Source organism: Neobacillus cucumis, from assembly GCF_016908975.1.
GTDB classification, from domain to species: domain Bacteria; phylum Bacillota; class Bacilli; order Bacillales; family Cytobacillaceae; genus Neobacillus; species Neobacillus cucumis.
Map to the genome: position 1 here is coordinate 1 of NZ_JAFBEX010000021.1, position 17542 is coordinate 17542.

The 17542-nt window shown below is 36.6% G+C and carries 21 protein-coding genes; 4 read left to right on the forward strand and 17 right to left on the reverse strand.

Annotated features, from left to right (window positions below):
* Positions 1–1026: 1026 nt before the first annotated feature.
* From JOC76_RS22675 to JOC76_RS22695, 5 genes are all read right to left on the reverse strand, one after another.
* Positions 1027–1410, reverse strand: a complete 384-nt coding sequence (locus tag JOC76_RS22675; protein ID WP_205181051.1) for a YkvA family protein — start codon at positions 1408–1410, stop codon at positions 1027–1029.
* 172 nt (positions 1411–1582) lie between these two features.
* A complete protein-coding gene (locus JOC76_RS22680) occupies positions 1583–1747 on the reverse strand; it encodes a hypothetical protein (protein ID WP_205181052.1) in 165 nt (54 codons plus the stop codon).
* Between the two features lie 554 nt (positions 1748–2301).
* Positions 2302–3315 carry a zinc-dependent alcohol dehydrogenase family protein gene (locus tag JOC76_RS22685; protein ID WP_205181053.1) on the reverse strand — a complete coding sequence of 338 codons (1014 nt, stop codon included), beginning with the start codon at positions 3313–3315 and terminating at the stop codon, positions 2302–2304.
* Positions 3316–3505: 190 nt separating this feature from the next.
* A complete protein-coding gene (locus JOC76_RS22690) occupies positions 3506–3808 on the reverse strand; it encodes an ArsR/SmtB family transcription factor (RefSeq protein ID WP_205181128.1) in 303 nt (100 codons plus the stop codon).
* Positions 3809–4009: 201 nt separating this feature from the next.
* Positions 4010–4870 carry a LysR family transcriptional regulator gene (locus JOC76_RS22695; protein ID WP_205181054.1) on the reverse strand — a complete coding sequence of 287 codons (861 nt, stop codon included), beginning with the start codon at positions 4868–4870 and terminating at the stop codon, positions 4010–4012.
* A 165-nt stretch (positions 4871–5035) separates the two neighbouring features.
* Here JOC76_RS22695 and JOC76_RS22700 point away from each other — a divergent pair, with 165 nt between their 5' ends.
* The gene (locus tag JOC76_RS22700) at positions 5036–5425 is read left to right on the forward strand and encodes a nuclear transport factor 2 family protein (protein WP_205181055.1); all 390 of its coding nucleotides are present in this window, start codon (positions 5036–5038) and stop codon (positions 5423–5425) included.
* 427 nt (positions 5426–5852) lie between these two features.
* On the opposite strand, the gene JOC76_RS22705 is transcribed toward JOC76_RS22700, so the two are convergent.
* The 4 genes from JOC76_RS22705 to JOC76_RS22720 form a co-directional block, all read right to left on the reverse strand.
* Positions 5853–6143, reverse strand: a complete 291-nt coding sequence (locus tag JOC76_RS22705) for a hypothetical protein (RefSeq protein ID WP_205181056.1) — start codon at positions 6141–6143, stop codon at positions 5853–5855.
* A 329-nt stretch (positions 6144–6472) separates the two neighbouring features.
* The gene (locus JOC76_RS22710; RefSeq protein WP_205181057.1) at positions 6473–6862 is read right to left on the reverse strand and encodes an SRPBCC family protein; all 390 of its coding nucleotides are present in this window, start codon (positions 6860–6862) and stop codon (positions 6473–6475) included.
* 32 nt (positions 6863–6894) lie between these two features.
* Entirely contained in the window at positions 6895–7341 is a 447-nt protein-coding gene (locus JOC76_RS22715; protein ID WP_205181058.1) for an SRPBCC family protein, read from the reverse strand.
* On the reverse strand, positions 7331–7648 hold the full coding sequence (locus JOC76_RS22720; RefSeq protein WP_205181059.1) for an ArsR/SmtB family transcription factor: 318 nt from the start codon (positions 7646–7648) through the stop codon (positions 7331–7333). Before JOC76_RS22720 ends, JOC76_RS22715 begins: the two co-directional genes overlap by 11 nt.
* A gap of 590 nt (positions 7649–8238) precedes the next feature.
* On the opposite strand from JOC76_RS22720, the gene JOC76_RS22725 reads away from it, so the two are divergent.
* On the forward strand, positions 8239–8613 hold the full coding sequence (locus JOC76_RS22725; protein ID WP_205181060.1) for a hypothetical protein: 375 nt from the start codon (positions 8239–8241) through the stop codon (positions 8611–8613).
* A gap of 380 nt (positions 8614–8993) precedes the next feature.
* On the opposite strand, the gene JOC76_RS22730 is transcribed toward JOC76_RS22725, so the two are convergent.
* From JOC76_RS22730 to JOC76_RS22740, 3 genes are all read right to left on the reverse strand, one after another.
* On the reverse strand, positions 8994–9527 hold the full coding sequence (locus tag JOC76_RS22730) for a hypothetical protein (protein WP_205181061.1): 534 nt from the start codon (positions 9525–9527) through the stop codon (positions 8994–8996).
* A gap of 622 nt (positions 9528–10149) precedes the next feature.
* Positions 10150–10716: a dihydrofolate reductase family protein gene (locus JOC76_RS22735; RefSeq protein WP_205181062.1), complete on the reverse strand. Its 567-nt coding sequence runs from the start codon at positions 10714–10716 to the stop codon at positions 10150–10152.
* Positions 10717–10967: 251 nt separating this feature from the next.
* Positions 10968–11384 carry a VOC family protein gene (locus JOC76_RS22740; protein ID WP_205181063.1) on the reverse strand — a complete coding sequence of 139 codons (417 nt, stop codon included), beginning with the start codon at positions 11382–11384 and terminating at the stop codon, positions 10968–10970.
* Between the two features lie 256 nt (positions 11385–11640).
* Between JOC76_RS22740 and JOC76_RS22745 the strand changes: the two genes are divergently transcribed.
* Complete coding sequence (locus tag JOC76_RS22745; RefSeq protein ID WP_205181064.1) at positions 11641–12054, forward strand: VOC family protein; 414 nt, start codon at positions 11641–11643, stop codon at positions 12052–12054.
* Between the two features lie 467 nt (positions 12055–12521).
* Here the strand turns inward: JOC76_RS22745 and JOC76_RS22750 are convergent, their stop codons facing one another.
* From JOC76_RS22750 to JOC76_RS22760, 3 genes are all read right to left on the reverse strand, one after another.
* A complete protein-coding gene (locus JOC76_RS22750; RefSeq protein WP_205181065.1) occupies positions 12522–12953 on the reverse strand; it encodes a VOC family protein in 432 nt (143 codons plus the stop codon).
* Between the two features lie 81 nt (positions 12954–13034).
* A complete protein-coding gene (locus tag JOC76_RS22755; protein ID WP_205181066.1) occupies positions 13035–13886 on the reverse strand; it encodes an MBL fold metallo-hydrolase in 852 nt (283 codons plus the stop codon).
* A complete protein-coding gene (locus JOC76_RS22760; protein ID WP_205181067.1) occupies positions 13886–15073 on the reverse strand; it encodes an acyltransferase family protein in 1188 nt (395 codons plus the stop codon). Before JOC76_RS22760 ends, JOC76_RS22755 begins: the two co-directional genes overlap by 1 nt.
* Before the next feature lie 225 nt (positions 15074–15298).
* Here JOC76_RS22760 and JOC76_RS22765 point away from each other — a divergent pair, with 225 nt between their 5' ends.
* Positions 15299–16114, forward strand: coding sequence for an alpha/beta fold hydrolase (locus JOC76_RS22765; protein ID WP_205181068.1), 816 nt, complete (start codon positions 15299–15301; stop codon positions 16112–16114).
* Between the two features lie 238 nt (positions 16115–16352).
* Here the strand turns inward: JOC76_RS22765 and JOC76_RS30195 are convergent, their stop codons facing one another.
* Positions 16353–16760 (reverse strand): alpha/beta fold hydrolase, encoded by a 408-nt coding sequence (locus tag JOC76_RS30195; protein ID WP_239557908.1) that lies wholly within the window; start codon positions 16758–16760, stop codon positions 16353–16355.
* Positions 16761–17231: an alpha/beta fold hydrolase gene (locus JOC76_RS30200; RefSeq protein WP_239557909.1), complete on the reverse strand. Its 471-nt coding sequence runs from the start codon at positions 17229–17231 to the stop codon at positions 16761–16763.
* Positions 17232–17542: the final 311 nt, after the last annotated feature.

Sequence of the window (17542 nt, forward strand, 5' to 3'; positions counted from 1 at the left end):
TCAGACGCTCCTACCCTTTTAAAAAAGTTGAATGAGCTGCGTCTATTTAAGTGTTGCCATTTTTCGGTCCTTACAGAAGTTAATTTTCATGGTAGTTTCTGTAGTCCTTTACAAAGATAAATGGATAAAATAAAGCTTTTCATGTATAAGATTTAAAGTTTCAGCGTAATAATTCGTTCTTGTAGTGACGTGCACTTTATTTGGAGAGGCGGGCATGATAGCCTATTATAGCTGAGCCAGAATCCTTAATACACCTGGCTTCATGGCTTATAATCATACCCGCAGAGGCTCCAAGTAAAGTGACAAATTTCCTGTACTTACTAACAGTAGAGGATTCGGCAATATTTGAATATAACTTCAAAACGTATTCACTTAACAAAGCACTACACTACATTTAAGTACAAACTTTCACAATATCTTCGTATTACGAAATAAACGTTTCTATTTACCTACAGAAAAGAAAATTTTTCCATGTTATAATAAAAATACAATAAAATTAATGGGAATTTTCCGACTTTTATTAGTCTCCTCCCTTTAAAGGAAAGGAGGCTGTAAGATTATGTCTTTAGCCCATACGAAAATTTTGTTAGAGACCATGAGATATTTTCATAATACTGAGATTTATTCAACTTTCAAAAAAGAAGATCAAACCCCAATCTTGTCTGTGTGCTTTAAAAATAATCAATATGAAATAACCTATCTCAAGACTCAAAAAATCGAACATTATGATAAACTTGAATCTGTTTTAACAATTATTCATGGATTGTAACCTCAGTATCATCCTCGAAAGCCACTCCCTCAAACTCCCCCGTCTTCACCTCAGTATGGATCTGCAATCGTGCCTTTATTCGTAGTACGCATAGTTTATTACTATTTAACTTTGTTTTTTTACTGAATCTCATTTTACGTCGCAAATTTGTGTCAATTGCGAAGTTAATAAACAATTCCTTATTCCACTATCCTGCCCGTTAGTGCATTAAAAAAGGGGATAGCCGCTGCCATCCCAATCTTTAACTCTTACACCCATTAGTTGAATAACTGATAAGCCTTTAAAATAAGCCATAAGATAATTAAACTCCAAATCAAAACTATTAGTGAACCAACTATCCAATTCTTCGGCTTACCGTTTTTCATCATTTCTTCTGCCTTAACTTCACAGTCAGATAATACATCTTTCGGTATCATCTTCAATGCAAACATTATTCCTAACGGAAGAATAATTACATCATCTAAATAGCCTAGAATAGGTATGAAATCTGGAATTAAGTCAATAGGACTGAACGCATATGCGACCACACAAGCGGTAAATACTTTAGCATACGAAGGCACTCTTTCATCTTTATATGCTAAGTAGAGCATAAATATCTGTTTTTTTAAATTCCTTGCCCAAGCCTTAATTTTCGTAAACATTTTATCTCCTAATAGTAGTTAATATTTTATTTACATTATAACAAAATAAGATGGATTGTTAATGCACTAGTCGAGTAGAATGGAGACTTTCTACCTTTCGGTAGATTATACTCCACCCCCTCACAGAACCGTGCTTGCACTATTAATGCACACGGCTCCTCCTAGTTACCATTCACATTTCTGCTATCCTTAATAGTTTTGTTTCCATCATTATTCCTACCTCAGAGTGTAGTAAATGTGTCCCCATTAAAGTTGATAACTGGTAGCTAGCCTTTCCTCCATCGGCATTACCCAACTTCATTGGTACTACGCTGCTATCCGACTCCCTATTCAGCATTTGGCTTCCTTGCTTGTTATCGCTTGTACACCATACTCTTCCATTAAGAAAAGTCCAATAGGGTCTCCCGACTTGCCGTATCAAATCAATGTGTAACGTGCCAAGGTCTCTGACTCCAGAGAGGTTTTATCCATCTTGCCTTAAACGATGGATAAAATGTAGCTTTCTGTTGCAGGTAAAACATCAGCCCTCTCGTTTTACTAACATTATGGAGCTCAATCCCTTCAACCAATTGGCTTTCGGCCCGCCACCTAACTGTCTACGCTTGGAGACTAAAGTTACCTTTGGTCCTCCAAGACTCGTTACGAGCGAATGGCTAGTTCTTACTCGACGGGAATCCCACCGTTATATGATACGACCTAGACTCGGCCGCACACCTGCCAGTTAGTGAAACAAGAAAAAGAGTCGCTGTTATGACTCTTTGTAAAACTCAAGCACCTGTTAATTTAAGTACAATACTTCACATTCTAGTAATCAAGCTTTTTTCGATAAACTCAAAAGCCCTCAGATAAAATTCACCAAGGACTTTTGTATTTAAGTGTTGATACCTTTCTTTATTCAGAAACTTTTATAACAATCTTACCGAATGCACCTTTATATAGATGTTTGTAAGTATCAAGGGCTTCATCAAAAGAATAGACAGTATCAATGACAGGTTTAATTTTAAGTTCATCAAAAGCTCTCATCATTTCATCAAAAGCTCTACGATGTCCTACATTAATCCCTTGAACATGAGCTTGTTTTGATAATAATGAGAATACATTTAATTCTGCCATCATACTTTCCAAGAAACCAATAATATAAATATGACCTTGAAGAGCAAGAGCTTCTATTGAACGGTTAATACTTTGACCACCAACTACCTCCAGAATATGCTGTACACCTTTTCCTTCTGTAATTCTTAATACTTCTTTTTCCCAATCTGGAGTCTCCGCATAATTTATAACATCTTTTGCACCAAGGGCTTTTACTCTTTCTAGTTTTTCATTGCTGCTACTTGTCGCAATTACTCTTGCTCCTAGTGCCGAGGCAATTTGAACAGCGTATACGGATACTCCTCCAGTTCCCTGTACAAGCACAGTATCTCCTGCTTTAATTTTTCCATATTCAACTAGTGAAAACCAAACAGTAAGTGCAGCAACTGGAAGTGTCGAAGCTTCCTCATCAGTCAAGGTAGCTGGTGTCATTACAGTTGCGTCCTCATCAAGCAACATATATTCTGCTAACCCACCATTTTTTGGTCCTCCTAAGGCATGAGCACCTTCATCTTTTTTTGGGATCCCATCAATCCATTTAGTAAACATATGAGAAGTTACACGGTCACCTTTTTTAAATTTTGTTACCTCTGAACCTACTTTTACTACTTCTCCAGAAGCATCAGATACAGGTACGAATGGTTGTGTCATTAATTCAGGCAAATAAACCCCATCAACAATTGCTTTGTCACGGAAGTTAAGTGAAACAGCCTTTACACGAACAAGAAGTTGTTTCGGTCCAGGCTCCGGTGTAGGTAAATCCACCAATTTTAAGTTTTCTATACCAACGCCATGTCTTTGCCATGCTTTCATAAGTTCCAATCTCCTATTCTTAAAAGAATTTTTATTTGTTAACAAGGATATTTATCTTTAAATCACTGTCATTCAAATTTATAAATCGGGAATCGTCGATATATCGAGGATAAAACCAATCGACAAATCACTAATTGTCGATATGATGGATAATAATAACAACCAAATCCTTATCGGAGTTTGGTCATCGTTATAGTTCTGTTTGAATAAATTTACCTAGATTTTTTATGGCTTCCTCATCCCTTTTGTAATAAGTCCACTTACCTATTCGTGTTGCCCTTATTAAACCCGCTTTTTGTAACATTGATAGGTATTGAGAGGCTGTAGATTGTGTCATATTTAACTTGTCTGTTATTTGACTAACACATACCCCAACTTCCACCAAATCAATTCCATCTTGCGGTCCAAAGTGGGCAACTGGGTCTTTAAGCCATTCTAAAATTTGAAGACGAGCCTCATTTGTCAGTGATTTAAAAACATTTATTTTATCCATGTACACATTATAAATCGACAATGTTCGATTTGTCAATCTAACTAAAATTAATAATTAGATTCTTTTTGTAAACTTATTCCTTATTATACTAACCTGCATCCTTTAGTTGAACAAGCAAAAAAGCCACCAATAATATGGCAGCTGGATCTTCAACTCTTGCACCCGGTAGTTCAATAAGGATTCTCCCTTTATAAGGAGCCGTTAATGTTGAGAACTTTGTTTTAACATCTCAATAAATTTTGAAAGTGCGCTTGTCATTAGACTATCCTTGTGTCGAATGAAAAAGGTTTTGGCGGTGCTGTATTGTTCTGGAATTTCGAAAGAACGTACTAACCCTTTTATTTCGAGTGATAGAATCGAAGACTTTGGCACTAAAGAGGCTCCAAGTCCAGAAATCACACCTTGAATAATAGCATCGGGATGATTGAATTCTAAATATCGAATTTTACCAATCCCTATTGTTTTCAACCAAGTTTCAAGTTGGTCTCGATGTGGACAACCTTTTGTATTCATGAGAAAAGGTTGATGACATACTTCTTCAATATTTTTCATCTCTGGAGCACTGATTAATACGAGTTGTTCTTCAAATACAAGCTCCTGCACGATGCTTTCATCATTCAGTTCCGATTTTACTAATGCACCATGAAGTTGAAAATGACGAATCTTTTCCACCAATTCAGCTGAATAATCGGTCATTAACGATAACTCTACTTTTGGATAAAGTTTAAAGTAATTAGCTAGTATGGAAGGAAGAAACATTGCAGAGGCGGTATGAGTGGCTCCAAGCATGAGACGACCAATGGGTTCTGTTGAATCATTTAGAGCTTTATGTGCATCTTCAAGTAAATGGATAATTTGTTCGGCATAACTCAATAACTTCTCACCTGCAGGCGTTAATAACATCCCTCGTTGGCGATAAAAAAGTTGCGTATTCAACTCCGCTTCTAATTGCTGCACCCTTGCAGTAACGTTTGACTGTACATAGCCGAGTATTTGAGCGGCTTTTGTAATACTACCCTCACTTGCAACAGCCAGGAAAATTCGTAACTCATTGATGTCCATTTCTGACCCCTCACATTATTATCATTAAAAACGAATCTATATATCATTTATATTCATTTTACATGATGATTGTCGGAGTGTACAATTTTCGTAGGCAAACCAAAAGGGAACATTTTGGCTCATCTGCCCTATCAAGTTATCAAGGAATTTTTTAGGAGGTAAAATATGCTTAATCATTCAAACATTGAAATTGGAGAACAATTTCTGGCTGCGTACAATGCTCACAATTGGGAAGGAATTCGAAAGTTATTACATCCATCGGTTAAATGGACCCTACCAGGCAACGGAGCAATTTCGGGGACGGCTGAAGGAATAGATGCTGTTATCAATAGAGTCAAGTCAATTGTAGATGGAAAAGTGTGTACACAACTTCATGGAATACTTGTGGGTCAATTTGGGCTGACCTTATCACTACACAATTCAGCTGTCTCAGACGATGGTCGTGTCCTAGAAGAAGAATTAGCGACGGTGCTAACCATTGAATCTGAACTTATTACTAAAATAGATACTTACCTTTCTGACGTGGCTGGTATGGAACAATATTTTGCAAAATAGAATATTGAAGTGTATCAAATAAATAAAACAGATCTTTGAGTCTAGTGGCTTAAGTTTCGGAACTTACATAGAAAGATGCCAGCAATTCTGTTGATGCAGTTTTAAATTATATTTCGAAAGCATAAAAAAATGATGTTAGATTTCAATTAATTGGATTCGACAACTTTGAGGTTCGTACCGTGCTGCTCGTAAGGAACGTAACCCATAAACTGGAAAAGAATCGACATTTAAGGACAGTAGCTTTAAATAACTTACTTTTACTAAATGACAAAAAAGTGATGATACTAATACATCACTTTTTTTGTCTACTAAAACTTTGCAAAACTCTCATTAAATTCGACCAATAACATATTTGAATTCTTCAACTATAGCACCCAGTTAATTTAAGTATAATGTTTCACAATCCTATTTAAAAAAGAAAATCGGACTATCTCTTTAAGGTTGCAAAATAAAAACTTTGCACTGCTACTAAAATTATTAATACTGATAAGATAAAGAAAGAAATTGACCTTCCTTTCTTTTTTAAAATATATTGTTCTATTCCATTTAAAATAATAGATATTGCAAGAATAATTCCTATAAAACCAGAGTAGAAAAAATTTACGGGATATGTCGTAAAAGATAAATATATAAATACTATCATTGGGATAATCAATATAAATTGAGTAATAAAAATAGGCTTTACTCTGTTCTTAAAAAAACGGTTATTTAATTTCATATCCTTTGTCTCCATTAGGTAAAAATTTATTATTAAATTTAATTATTAATGTGTCACAATAACATCTTTAACTCAAGCTACCCGTTAATTTAAGTTCAATAATTCACAATTCCTATAAATACTCCATATTAAATTATAGGTCCCTTGTACGTACTATGTAAAAAAACGATCACACTTCGGGGCTGTTGACAAACTTAAAAGTTACAGTTGATAGCACAAGATATAGAAAATAATAAAGAAGACGAATCATATATGTAGTAGGAATTCGTCTTCTTTTTGTATTGATTAGCTATTTGTCAACAGCCCCACTTCGGATCGCTTTTTTTAATCTATGATAAATATTTTTCAATTGGTACCCAATAGTTGTCTTTCCAGCCTTCAGCAAGATGTTCGCCTTGTCCTTCTGGAAAACCAACATGATCAAAAATTACTAATGTTTCTTCACCTTGTTTTTTTAATTCGAACTTGGCAATAGAATAAACTCCCTCAGCCCAATTACCAGCTCGCCAGGCTTGTACTATTCTTTCATTAGGTATAAGCTCAATATTTCTACCTGTGATCATGCCACCAAATAAGGAGAATGCCCCACCAGCCTCAGCCTTAATTTCAGTTGGTGCTCCACCAGTAACTGTACTGAATTGATTAGCATCCATAAGTGCATCATATACCTGTTTCTGACTTGCTTTAAAAATAATTTCATGATGAATAGTTGTAGACATACAATCATCCCTCCTGTGTTTTCTTGAAATTTTTATTTTTTAATTGACCAAGGATCTAAACCTGGATCTTTTCCTTCTGCGAGCATTTGAAGACGTTCCATATAATGAGCCCATCCGTTGCTGTTGGATGTAACTTTTTCAGCTGGTAGGTTATAATGGTGTAACTCAAGGAGAGTACCGTTATTTTGTGGAGTTAAAGTAAATTCAACGGTACTAGAACCTGGGGGCATAATGTTTGAATCATCCCATCCCCATGTCCATACAATTTTTTCAAATGGTTTAATTTCCTTGAATTCACCAATTGCGATGTCTAGCCCATTAATGTCGATTCTATATTTTCCTCCGACACTTGGGTCCAATAAAACGTTTCTCCCAATCCAACGAACCATTTTTTCAGGATCAGTAAAAAAAGAGAATAACGTTTGGGGACTACAATCAATAAAAATTTGTTTCGTTAAACTTTCTTGATTAATATTCATTCTTCCTCCTTTCTTCAGCTTCAGCTGCTTCTTTTAAACGCATAAGGCTGTCATCCCAAAAACTGTCTAAGTATTCCTTTAGTTCTTTAAAACCTTCCCTTCTAATACGATAAAATCGCTTTGTACCTTCTTTTCGAACTACAACTAATCCCGAGCTTTCCAATACTTTTAAATGCTGTGAAATTGCAGGTGCAGAAATATGAAAATGTAGGGCAATTCCACTGGAAGTAAGCTCACCATTTCGTAATAAATAAAGTATTTCTCGCCTATTTGGTTCTGATATAGAATGAATTATTTTTTCAATCATAAAACTAATTTAGCACACACTTAATTAAGCGTCAACTTAATTAAGTGTGTGCTAAATTACATTAATTAACAATTACAGTTTTTTCAGTTTTTAATTAATTGAGCCTATTTTTAGTTTTTGCCATTAAGGAGTATTTTTTATTCCTTAGTTCACTAAACCAGTTAGTTTAAGGAAAAATATTGACAATCTCTTGATTTAAAATCCCTTTTCATTTCGATTCATAATATTTGAACGAATAGCCTTGCAGGCTATAAAGCAGGCAAAAGCCTGCGTATTGTTTAAGCAAATGCCCTAGCGCGATTGCCCGAAGGGGGCAAGGTCTTAAGCTTTTTCCTCTATTTTTGAATTATTTATGTTTTATTATTGATGAAGTTATTTTAAAAGAGCCGCAGTTACGACTCTTTGTTAAACTCAAGCCTCTTACTTTAAGTGAAATATTTCACAATTTATACTTAAAATCAGTCATTAATTATTTTTTGTGATTCGTTTTAAGATACCTGTTAAATCTCATTCCTACTTATACAAATATCCAAACTAATTTGTTGTACAAGCATATGATAAATTGAATCTTATTTTAAAGGAGTACAAATATGAATCTATTTGCCACGCTTATCTCATTTACTCCCAGCACAGGTGCACTGACCTACAGTGTTGATGGTGTTACGCAAACGTCAACCCTCGTATCGTCTACAAAACCGCTCCGTGCAGCACTCAATCGGTATTTACCAACCGACCCAGTCCGCCCCATAGTAACTCGTTGGAACACGCTCATCGATTCGGCAAAGGGGCAAGTGACCTTCGATAACCTGAATCCAGGGTCCGATATTCCAAACACCTTCAACGGTATAACGAGTGAACTCGCGGCTAATGACGCAAAAGTGCAGATCCACCTGAAACTGAAACCGAATAGCGATATCGTAGCTTCTCTCCGCCCCATTTCTTTTATTCCAACAGAACCAATATAAACAATAAATCTTTTCTCGAAGAAAGCAATGAAATTGGTGCTTTCTTTTGTTTAAAAATAGCTGTTTTGAAGCCTAACTTTAAATGAACATTTGTTCAACTATCCTCCTGTTAGTTTAAGTGTAATCTTTCACAATCCTATCTAGCTTTAATAGGAAGAGGGATATACTTTTATAAAATTGCCCGAAACTTTCGCAAAAGGATGTGCGAGATTATCGCCTCTTCAACTAAAGCCCCGTTAACTGAATAACTTTAATTTTTGAAATTATCCATATTCCAATCTCAGGGTCCGTTATGTAGATAGATAATTAGAAATTAAAAAAACCACTCTGTTAAGAGTGGTCTAGCAGGTTGTTTTTCTAGACATTCCAGTGATTGATAATTAACTTAGATGCGATGGCCTAAAACTAGACTCATCACTTGAACTTGAAGATTCATCGCTTGATGAACTAGAACTAGACTCATCGCTAATTGAACTAGAACTTGATTGATTATTTACGGATTTATCCATATAACTGAAACGGACATTTTTAATGTGGAAAAGGGCAACACGAATCATCTCTCCACAATTCACTAAAACAACAAAATCATCTTCTAGACTAGCGAGTACCCCCTCTACAGTTTCAGGACCACGGTTAATTTGTAACCATTCATATTGGGAGGATTTAATCAATTCTTTAAGATTACACGATTTTTTGAATCCTTTCGGAACTTCAGCGTTGATCTTCCTATCACCTTTTACATTCTCAGTAAAACTTTTATTATGATGGCTGTTGTAGTAAACAACACCCTCATTTGTAAGAATGGCAATATAATCGTCACCCACATGCAATAACTTTCCAATACTGGATTCTGGGCCATTCCGATCAACTTGGATTACTTTACCTAAAAGCTCCTTAGTGAAATCTTTACTCATATGAATAATTCCCCTTTATTTGATAAATGTAATTTATTTATATGTAGCACACGGTAGATTGTCCTAAGAAAATAGCCTGTCTCTCTCTCTACTTCTATCACTATAGTCCTTTCGTCTAAGTTGAATAGTAATAAATCTTCGATTAAGACCAGTGAGGTTGCATTAACTTTAGTCAGATTTCTCCATAAAATAGGCGAAAAAAATAACCATGAATATCTATGTTCATGGTTATAGTGGTTCACCTATTTGTGGAAAAGCCTATAGAAAAACCCTCGTTTCTTTTGTTCATGTCTTGCAGCTGTTTCTTGTTGGGTCTTTAACAATTACGGTGAAGAAGATTTAGAACGTGATTTGAAGTGGTTGGAGAAGACAAAGCATGGTGATGGCGATAAGTGGATTCCACACCCTGGCATATCCATCAATTCTAATAACTTTAAGTGTAATTCTTCACAATCTATCCTATTAAAATAAAAAACGCGACTGCCCATATTGAACAGTCACCTCAAACTTTATTTTTTTGGCTATGTTAATTCTCAATGATGATTTTCAGGCAAAACTATAACCGCCCGTAAAGGGCGGTTTATTAAGCTATCGTTCTCCGTTAGCGGAACACCTTGTACGGCTATTTCTCCAACTCATAGCGGGCCGCGATAATGCCCGACTTGAGCGTTCGGCTGGACAGCAGCTTGAGCCTGATTTTCTCGCCGCCGTCGAATACCGATTTTCCTCCTCCCAGGACGACTGGACAAATTGTAAGCAGGAATTCGTCGATCAGGCCGAGCTTCAGCAGCGTCTTCGCCGCTCCCGGGCTGCCGAAGATAACGAGATTTTTGCCGGGCTGCTCTTTGAGTGCCTTGATTTCCTCTGCGATATTGTCCTTGATCAGCATCGTATTGTTCCATTCCACCTTGTCCATCGTGCCGGAAATGACTATCTTCTTCACATCCTGCAGCCATTTGGCATGCTCCTTTTCGTGCCTCGGCACATCCGGATTGTCCAACATCGTGGGCCAGTAGCTCTCCATCATGCGATACGTCGTCCGTCCGTAAACGGGGGCTCCGACTTCGGCTACGACCTCCTCGGCGTATTTCTCTAATTCCTCGTTGTACGGAATCCAACCCAGTCCTCCGTTCGAATCCGACGCATACCCGTCCAGCGACACATGCATGAATAATACGAGTTTTCTCATATCCGTTTCTCCTCCGATTTCGAATTTATTTTGTTCGATTTTTTTGGCCAAGGCCTTTCAAGACAAACCGTACCCATAGAGGATCCAAGTCAAGTCCTTAAACGCTTATCTATAAATACCTATAAACAAAGATATAGGATGCATCACATCAATGTTTTTTTGCTGATACTGTATACATCTGCCCTTTAGTTGAAGTAGAAGGGGCTTTACTTTCTTTTTAAATACTTGTCACGAAATGGAGAATCAGGTTTTTAGCCTTTCGGCATTTTGCTCATATCCATATACAAAGCGTTCCACCGATGACCGTCCGGATCCGTAAATCCGCAGCCGTACATCCAGCCCTCTTTTTCGCCAGGCTTGTTGTATACAGTGCCGCCAGCACGTTCGACTTTCAAGGCGAGCTCATCAACTTCCTCCCTGGAGTTCGCCCCCAAAGAGAATAACACTTCAGTACCTTGCCACGAATCCGCAACCGCATTACCAGTAAAACCGCGAAATACGGATTCAGGGAAGAGCATCAAAACAACCTGATTGTCACCGACTATCAAGCTGAAGGAGCCGTCTTGACTCGCATACCGCTCATTCAACCGAAAACCGAGCTCCGTATAAAACGCCTTTGCCCGTTCTGGTTCTCGCACTGGCAGGTTCAGCCATAATTCCCTGGACATACAAAAACCTCCTGATATAAAGATTACCCACCCCAAATAAATTCAATGTTTATGATCATCTTTCCTTCCTGTTTGGAAAAAAATTCTTTTGCAACTCCTGCTATGTTAGTGGAAAAAGAAAAAGGAGCCGCTGTTTACCAACATGTCGACTTCATAAAAACCATGATTGTATAGCTTTCATATGTACATAGTTTATACTGAATAATAAGATATCTTTCAAGACCAACAATCAAAATGAAAAAGGAGAGATGATTCTATGAAGCTCGATATCTACGTCAATTATCGAGGAGTTTGTGAACAGGCTTTTCGGTTCTATGAAAAGCATCTCGGAGGCAGAATAACATCGATAATGGCTTTCAAACAACTACCAGATCCGACGAACGTTCCAAAAGGTCGGGAAAACGACATTCTACATGCTACCATCGAGATTGGGGACACAGTGCTAAGGGGAGCCGACATCCCCAACGCTGAGCCTATGCGAAGTGTCTATCTGACACTCAGGGTTAACAGTGCAGAAGAGGCGGAGAGGCTTTATACCTTGCTTTCTGAAGAAGGAGAAATCTTTATGCCTATGGAAGAAACCTTTTTCGCTTTGCGTTTTGCTCAGCTGAGAGACAGGTTTGGAACGTCCTGGATGCTCCTGTGTGAGCATGAGTCCATAGAAGCCTAGTTCTATTCCGATAAAGTCCACATCGTTCGCTTCTTTGGATAACTTCAGCCGTTCAACACTATAACGGCTGCTTTTTTTGAGCAGCCGAACGTTCAATTAGAAATGCTACCTTTTTAAATGTAATGGTTTACAATCTTTTATTGTGCATTTCGTTAACAATCATTTGAATTATTATTCCATATTCGTAATAGTTTTTCTATTTTAGTTGATTTAGTTGTGAAGTCTTTTAAAGTTTATGAATGAATCAATTATTGTTCTTTTTTTCATTTGAGTTCCACGCTACTGCCCCAAACAAAGCTCCAATGATTAAGATACTCCATTTTATTGCTTTTCTCATCTTCGTACCCCTTCGTTTCCAATTAGGAGAAAAAGCCCCATTGTTATATGCTTTGATTTTTCCAGAAAAAGGTTTCATTAATAACTGTACATTATCAACACCCCTGCACCATTTGTTTGACAGATTACTTCTAATCTTCTTTGTTATAATTTAAAGTATAAGAATTTTGCAGGACGATTCTCCACCCATCCGGATCCTCAATAGTTACTCCTGCCTTATTCCAATAGGGATTTTCAGGTGCGACTTCTTTATAACCCATTCGATTCAATCTTTGGACAATCCTATCTCTTGCCTCTTTATCCGGAAAATAGAACACGAGCAAATTATCTTTAGTTGGTGCCGGGCACGGGCTGCCCTCGACATGCTGGGTAAACTCCAAATGGTAACTTGCATCCGGTAACCCCAGCATGATCCCGTCATACCCATCGTGTCCTTCAAACGATCCAATGACCTTTAAGCCCACCCCATCACGATAAAACTCTACTACCTTGTCTAATTGATTTGTAGGTCTTGCCACTCGAAATTGAGCAACAGGTAAGTCTTTTGACCAAACCTTTTTCATAGCTACACCTCTTTTAATAACAATGAATCTAGCAGTTGAAATAAATCCTTTTTTTCATATCAATCCTTTTTACCTACTCCGTCATACATATCCATTCACAAAATACTCAATTGTTTCCAATTCCTCTTCATTTAACTCCCGGTCTATTTCTCGTGCATATTCCCATTTTATTTGGTCTGCATTCCCATTACATTTTTCTGTATAATTGGCCACTGCCTTTAATAATTGCATTTCCCTGTTAAACTCATCCTTGGATATTGGCTTCCAATGGGAAAGAACATAAGTCTGAGCATCAAACTGTTCGAGAATGGATGCTAGTTCCTTTGTTCGTTTTGTTGTGTAGGACCTTTTGGGAGCAAAAATTTCCGGATAGATGCAATCCCCTAAAAATAATAATTCTTCTTCTTTAATATAGATAACCACAGAATCTGAGGCATGGTCCCCGCCCACATGCATTAACAAACAAGATACTCCGCCAAGGTCTATTTCGAGTTCGTTTTCAAATACAACTGTTGGTAGAGTGATATGAAAATCCCTATTAGCCCCAAACTCCTTTTTTATGCAGCTCGCACAAAATTCGATTTCTGTACCTTCCTTCACCCGCTCATCTAAAGCCTCATCCGTCCAAGATAAAGGTATTAGTTTTTGCATTTCATTCATTGTTGCTTTTGAAGAAATGGCCACCGCTTCCGTTAAGGAAGAAAGTCCAAAAATATGATCCCAATGCCAATGTGTTAACACAACCAAATCCGGTCTGGCGATATTCTTCTCTTCCAGCATTTTCAAAAACAATTTAGCATGTGCTTCCGAATTACCTGCATCAATCATTAATGTTTTTTCTTTTCCAACCACCATTCCTAAAATCGGTCGATCGGTCTCCGAAACAGGTGTCATATACCAAAATGAATTTCCAATTTTGTTTATTGTTTGCATTATACTCCCCTTCGTTCTTCATCCATCAATGGTAAACTATCGTTATTAATTTTTTTAGCAGCTTTTTTGGAGATAGGAGTTTTGATTTTCACCCCAAATATCCAACGTGTGAACGGAGTCCGCTTGATGATAAATTCATAGATTATGACTGAAATCATAAAGGTTATCGCCATAATCAATAAATATTCCTGCCAAACACCGATATTGAATTTTAATATAAAATACCCTACTACAACCAGGATACTTTGGTGAATGATATAAATCGGAAAAGATGCCTCATTCATATACGGGACGAGCTTATGGGAGAAATTCAAAAACTTATTTCCATACCCAAGGATCACAATTAAAGTTAACCAAGTATTTAGTGACCTTAAAAAGGTATTGAAAATATCTACCGGTGAAAAACTGGTTGAATCCAGAGAATGAAATAAAATGATTTCCCAAACAGGTACGAGGATTAGGATGAGTATGAATGCATGGAAACGGTAGGTTTTAAACATTTTTTGGTAATTAGGATGGCTAGCTGTGACAAATCCCATGATTAAAAAAGCTAAATAATAAAATGGATTTTGTCCTCCTGGTGCAGGCAAAGACTGGGTCGCCGCTAAAATGATAAAAAACAAAATATAAACATAGGGTTTGCTAAAAATCAAATGGAATTTTTCAAACCTGGATGTGCCATTTTTATTTTTTAGATAAATAAATAACGGCAGCGCAATAAGCGATAAAACAAATAAATAAAGAATGAACCACAAATGGGCAGGTGTGAATGAACCAAAGTATCCTGATAAATCACTAAAATCTAAAAGATAGTTTTTCAAGAAGGTAAAATAATTGCCCGGTGAATCTCCCCTATGTTGCCATAATGAAAAGTACCCTTGCGGTGGAACAATCAATAACAACCCAAAAATAAATGGAATCAGCAATCTCGATATCCGATCCTTCATATACTGTTGATAGGATCTATGCTGCAAGGCATACCAGATAGAGGAACCTGCAAGCCAAAATAATAATGGCATAAACCAGTAGCTAGTAGAAGCGATAAACCAGCTTAACCCCCAGCTTAAAACATGACTCTTCACATAAAATGGATCCCAATGGTCGAAAATCCTTGCCGAATGGAATGGGAACAATAATAAGATACCCAAATTCCGCAGCCAATCAATGTCATATCTTCGATTCGCCATCAAATCCCCCCCTTTTGATTACTATTTGTTATTTTTATTAAGATTTAATAGGGATTCAGTCGACTTTAAGAATATATTACCATTTATGGTGTTTCGTTACCATGTTGTTTTTAATAGTTAACTAATTTAATTATGCCTTTACACCCATATTAACTTACATTTTTATGTACGAAAGGACCTATTTATTGTCAAATTCTGTTAAAATATTAATAGAGGGGTGATGTTATGTTCAAAAGAAAAACACCGGTTTCAACTAATTTACCAAATAGTTTGTATTCACTTGAACCGCTTATGTTAGGAGGGATTCAGCAATCGATCTTAATTCGCACCGATGACAAAAATCAGCCCATTGTGCTTTTTCTCCATGGAGGACCTGGGACTGCACAAATTGGTTTTGCAAGGCGATTTCAGAGGCAATTAGAGAAGGATTTTATCGTTGTGAATTGGGATCAAAGAGGTTCAGGAATATCCGAATCTGGTGAACTTACACTTAAGAACTACTTGAATGATGCTAAAGAGCTTATTCAATATCTTCTAAAAAGATTTGAGAAGGAAAAGCTTTACTTGGTAGGTCATTCCTGGGGAAGTATTCTTGGCTCCTTGTTAGCTCAGGAATATCATAACTATCTTTATGCGTATATTGGCGTTGGTCAAATTATCTGTATGACTGAAGGCGAAAGCATTTCCCTTGATTTTGTCAAAGAACAGGCAGAAAAAAAGAGAGATAAAAAAGCACTTGAACAATTACATACTCTCACATTTGAACCTGATTCCTTGAATTATTTATTTTCTCAACGCAAACTACTTGATAAGTATAAGGGCTCTCTCTATTCGATGACCAGCACTCAATTATTTTTTGGTGAATTTCGGCATAATACGGAGTATCTCGTGTCTGATTGGTTTAGGTTTATGAAAAGGAATAAGGCATCATTAACCATGATGTGGAAAGAAGTAGCCAAAACAGATTTTAGAAATATCATCCAGTATTCCATTCCAATTTATTTTTGCGCTGGAAGATTTGATTTCAACACCCCTTCTTAACTGGTGGAAGAGTATTTTCATCATATTCATGCACCTGTTAAGGAATTCGTTTGGTTTGAGAACTCCGGCCATTGTCCTCCGTTTGAAGAACATGAAAAATTTAATGAAGTGTTGTGTCAGATAAAAAAAGCTGTTGGCTTAGACAGCTTTTTTGCACTCTACTATTTCCTCAAATAGTTCCCTTCAATTGATGTCTTAGTCTTATAAAAACTCCGCTTTATACATTATTATATCTGGTTTATTTTTTGTAGTGTTTAAGTTCTTCAATGATATGTTGTTCAATTATTTTGGTGTCTTCAGGATGAAAGGCATGGGATGATTTATCCAACCAAATGAATCGTTTTCCTTTGTCAGCCTCGAGGACCTTGTAATAATCCTCTACAAGCTCTCCAAACACATGTACATCCTTTGTTCCATGAATAAAACTAACAGGTATGGAGACTTTGAGTAATTGTTCTTTATAGTTAACGGTGGCAATTTCTTTTATGAAATCTAAGTGATAAACGAGTTTAAATCCTTTAACAAAGGTATTATAGACATCGATCATGGAATAATCTTTAGATTGAATAAATGCTTTTGAAGATTTTAACAATCCTGGATGTTTGATTTGATCGTCAGAATAGACCATTGAGTTATATCTTAACATCTATTTTCTTAGTATAGTCCACTGTTTGGTGCTTTCAATAAAAGGGGGTTGACCGATTGCATTTAATTCATCTAAAGCTTTCTTATTCTTCCTTTTAGCCACTTCTTTCTTTGCCCAATTCAAAGCAAGCTCATCATTTTTTGCCCAACTAACGATCTGCGAAATTCCAATATAGGAATGGAATACTTCAGGATAAAGGTGAACCAACGATAAACCAAGAAGACTTCCCCATGTATGCCCTGCCAGAAAAATCTTTTGTTGGGAGAATCGATCTCTTAAATAATCAATTAATTCAGTTGAATCAGAGATAAACTGATTGATTGTCATGGTTTCTTGCTTAATCTTACTATTATATGATTTTCCTGTCCCTCTCTGATCCCAAAATACTAATACAAAATTTTTAACAAGTTTTTTGGTATTGGTTGCCATCGTATAATCTATTCCTCTGTTTGAAACCCCAGGCAAGGGCATTGATGGTCCACCATGAAGAAATAATAGAACAGGATTTGTTGGATTTTCTGCTTGAATTAAAATATACTGCTCTATGTACCCAATAAAATTTTTTCAACAGAACTAATTCTTGATGTTGGAATTTGAAAATCCGATTTATTAGGAAGAAGTAACTAGCGAACAAAGCCTCCTTAAAGAATACATTTATTTCTCAAACTATTTTCAGGGCTACCATTACACCCAAGGTCTGTTGTGATTACGCAATATGAATATTTTACTATTTTACCAATTTTATGGATATATATTTCAAGGTATCTGAAACTCTATAGAGG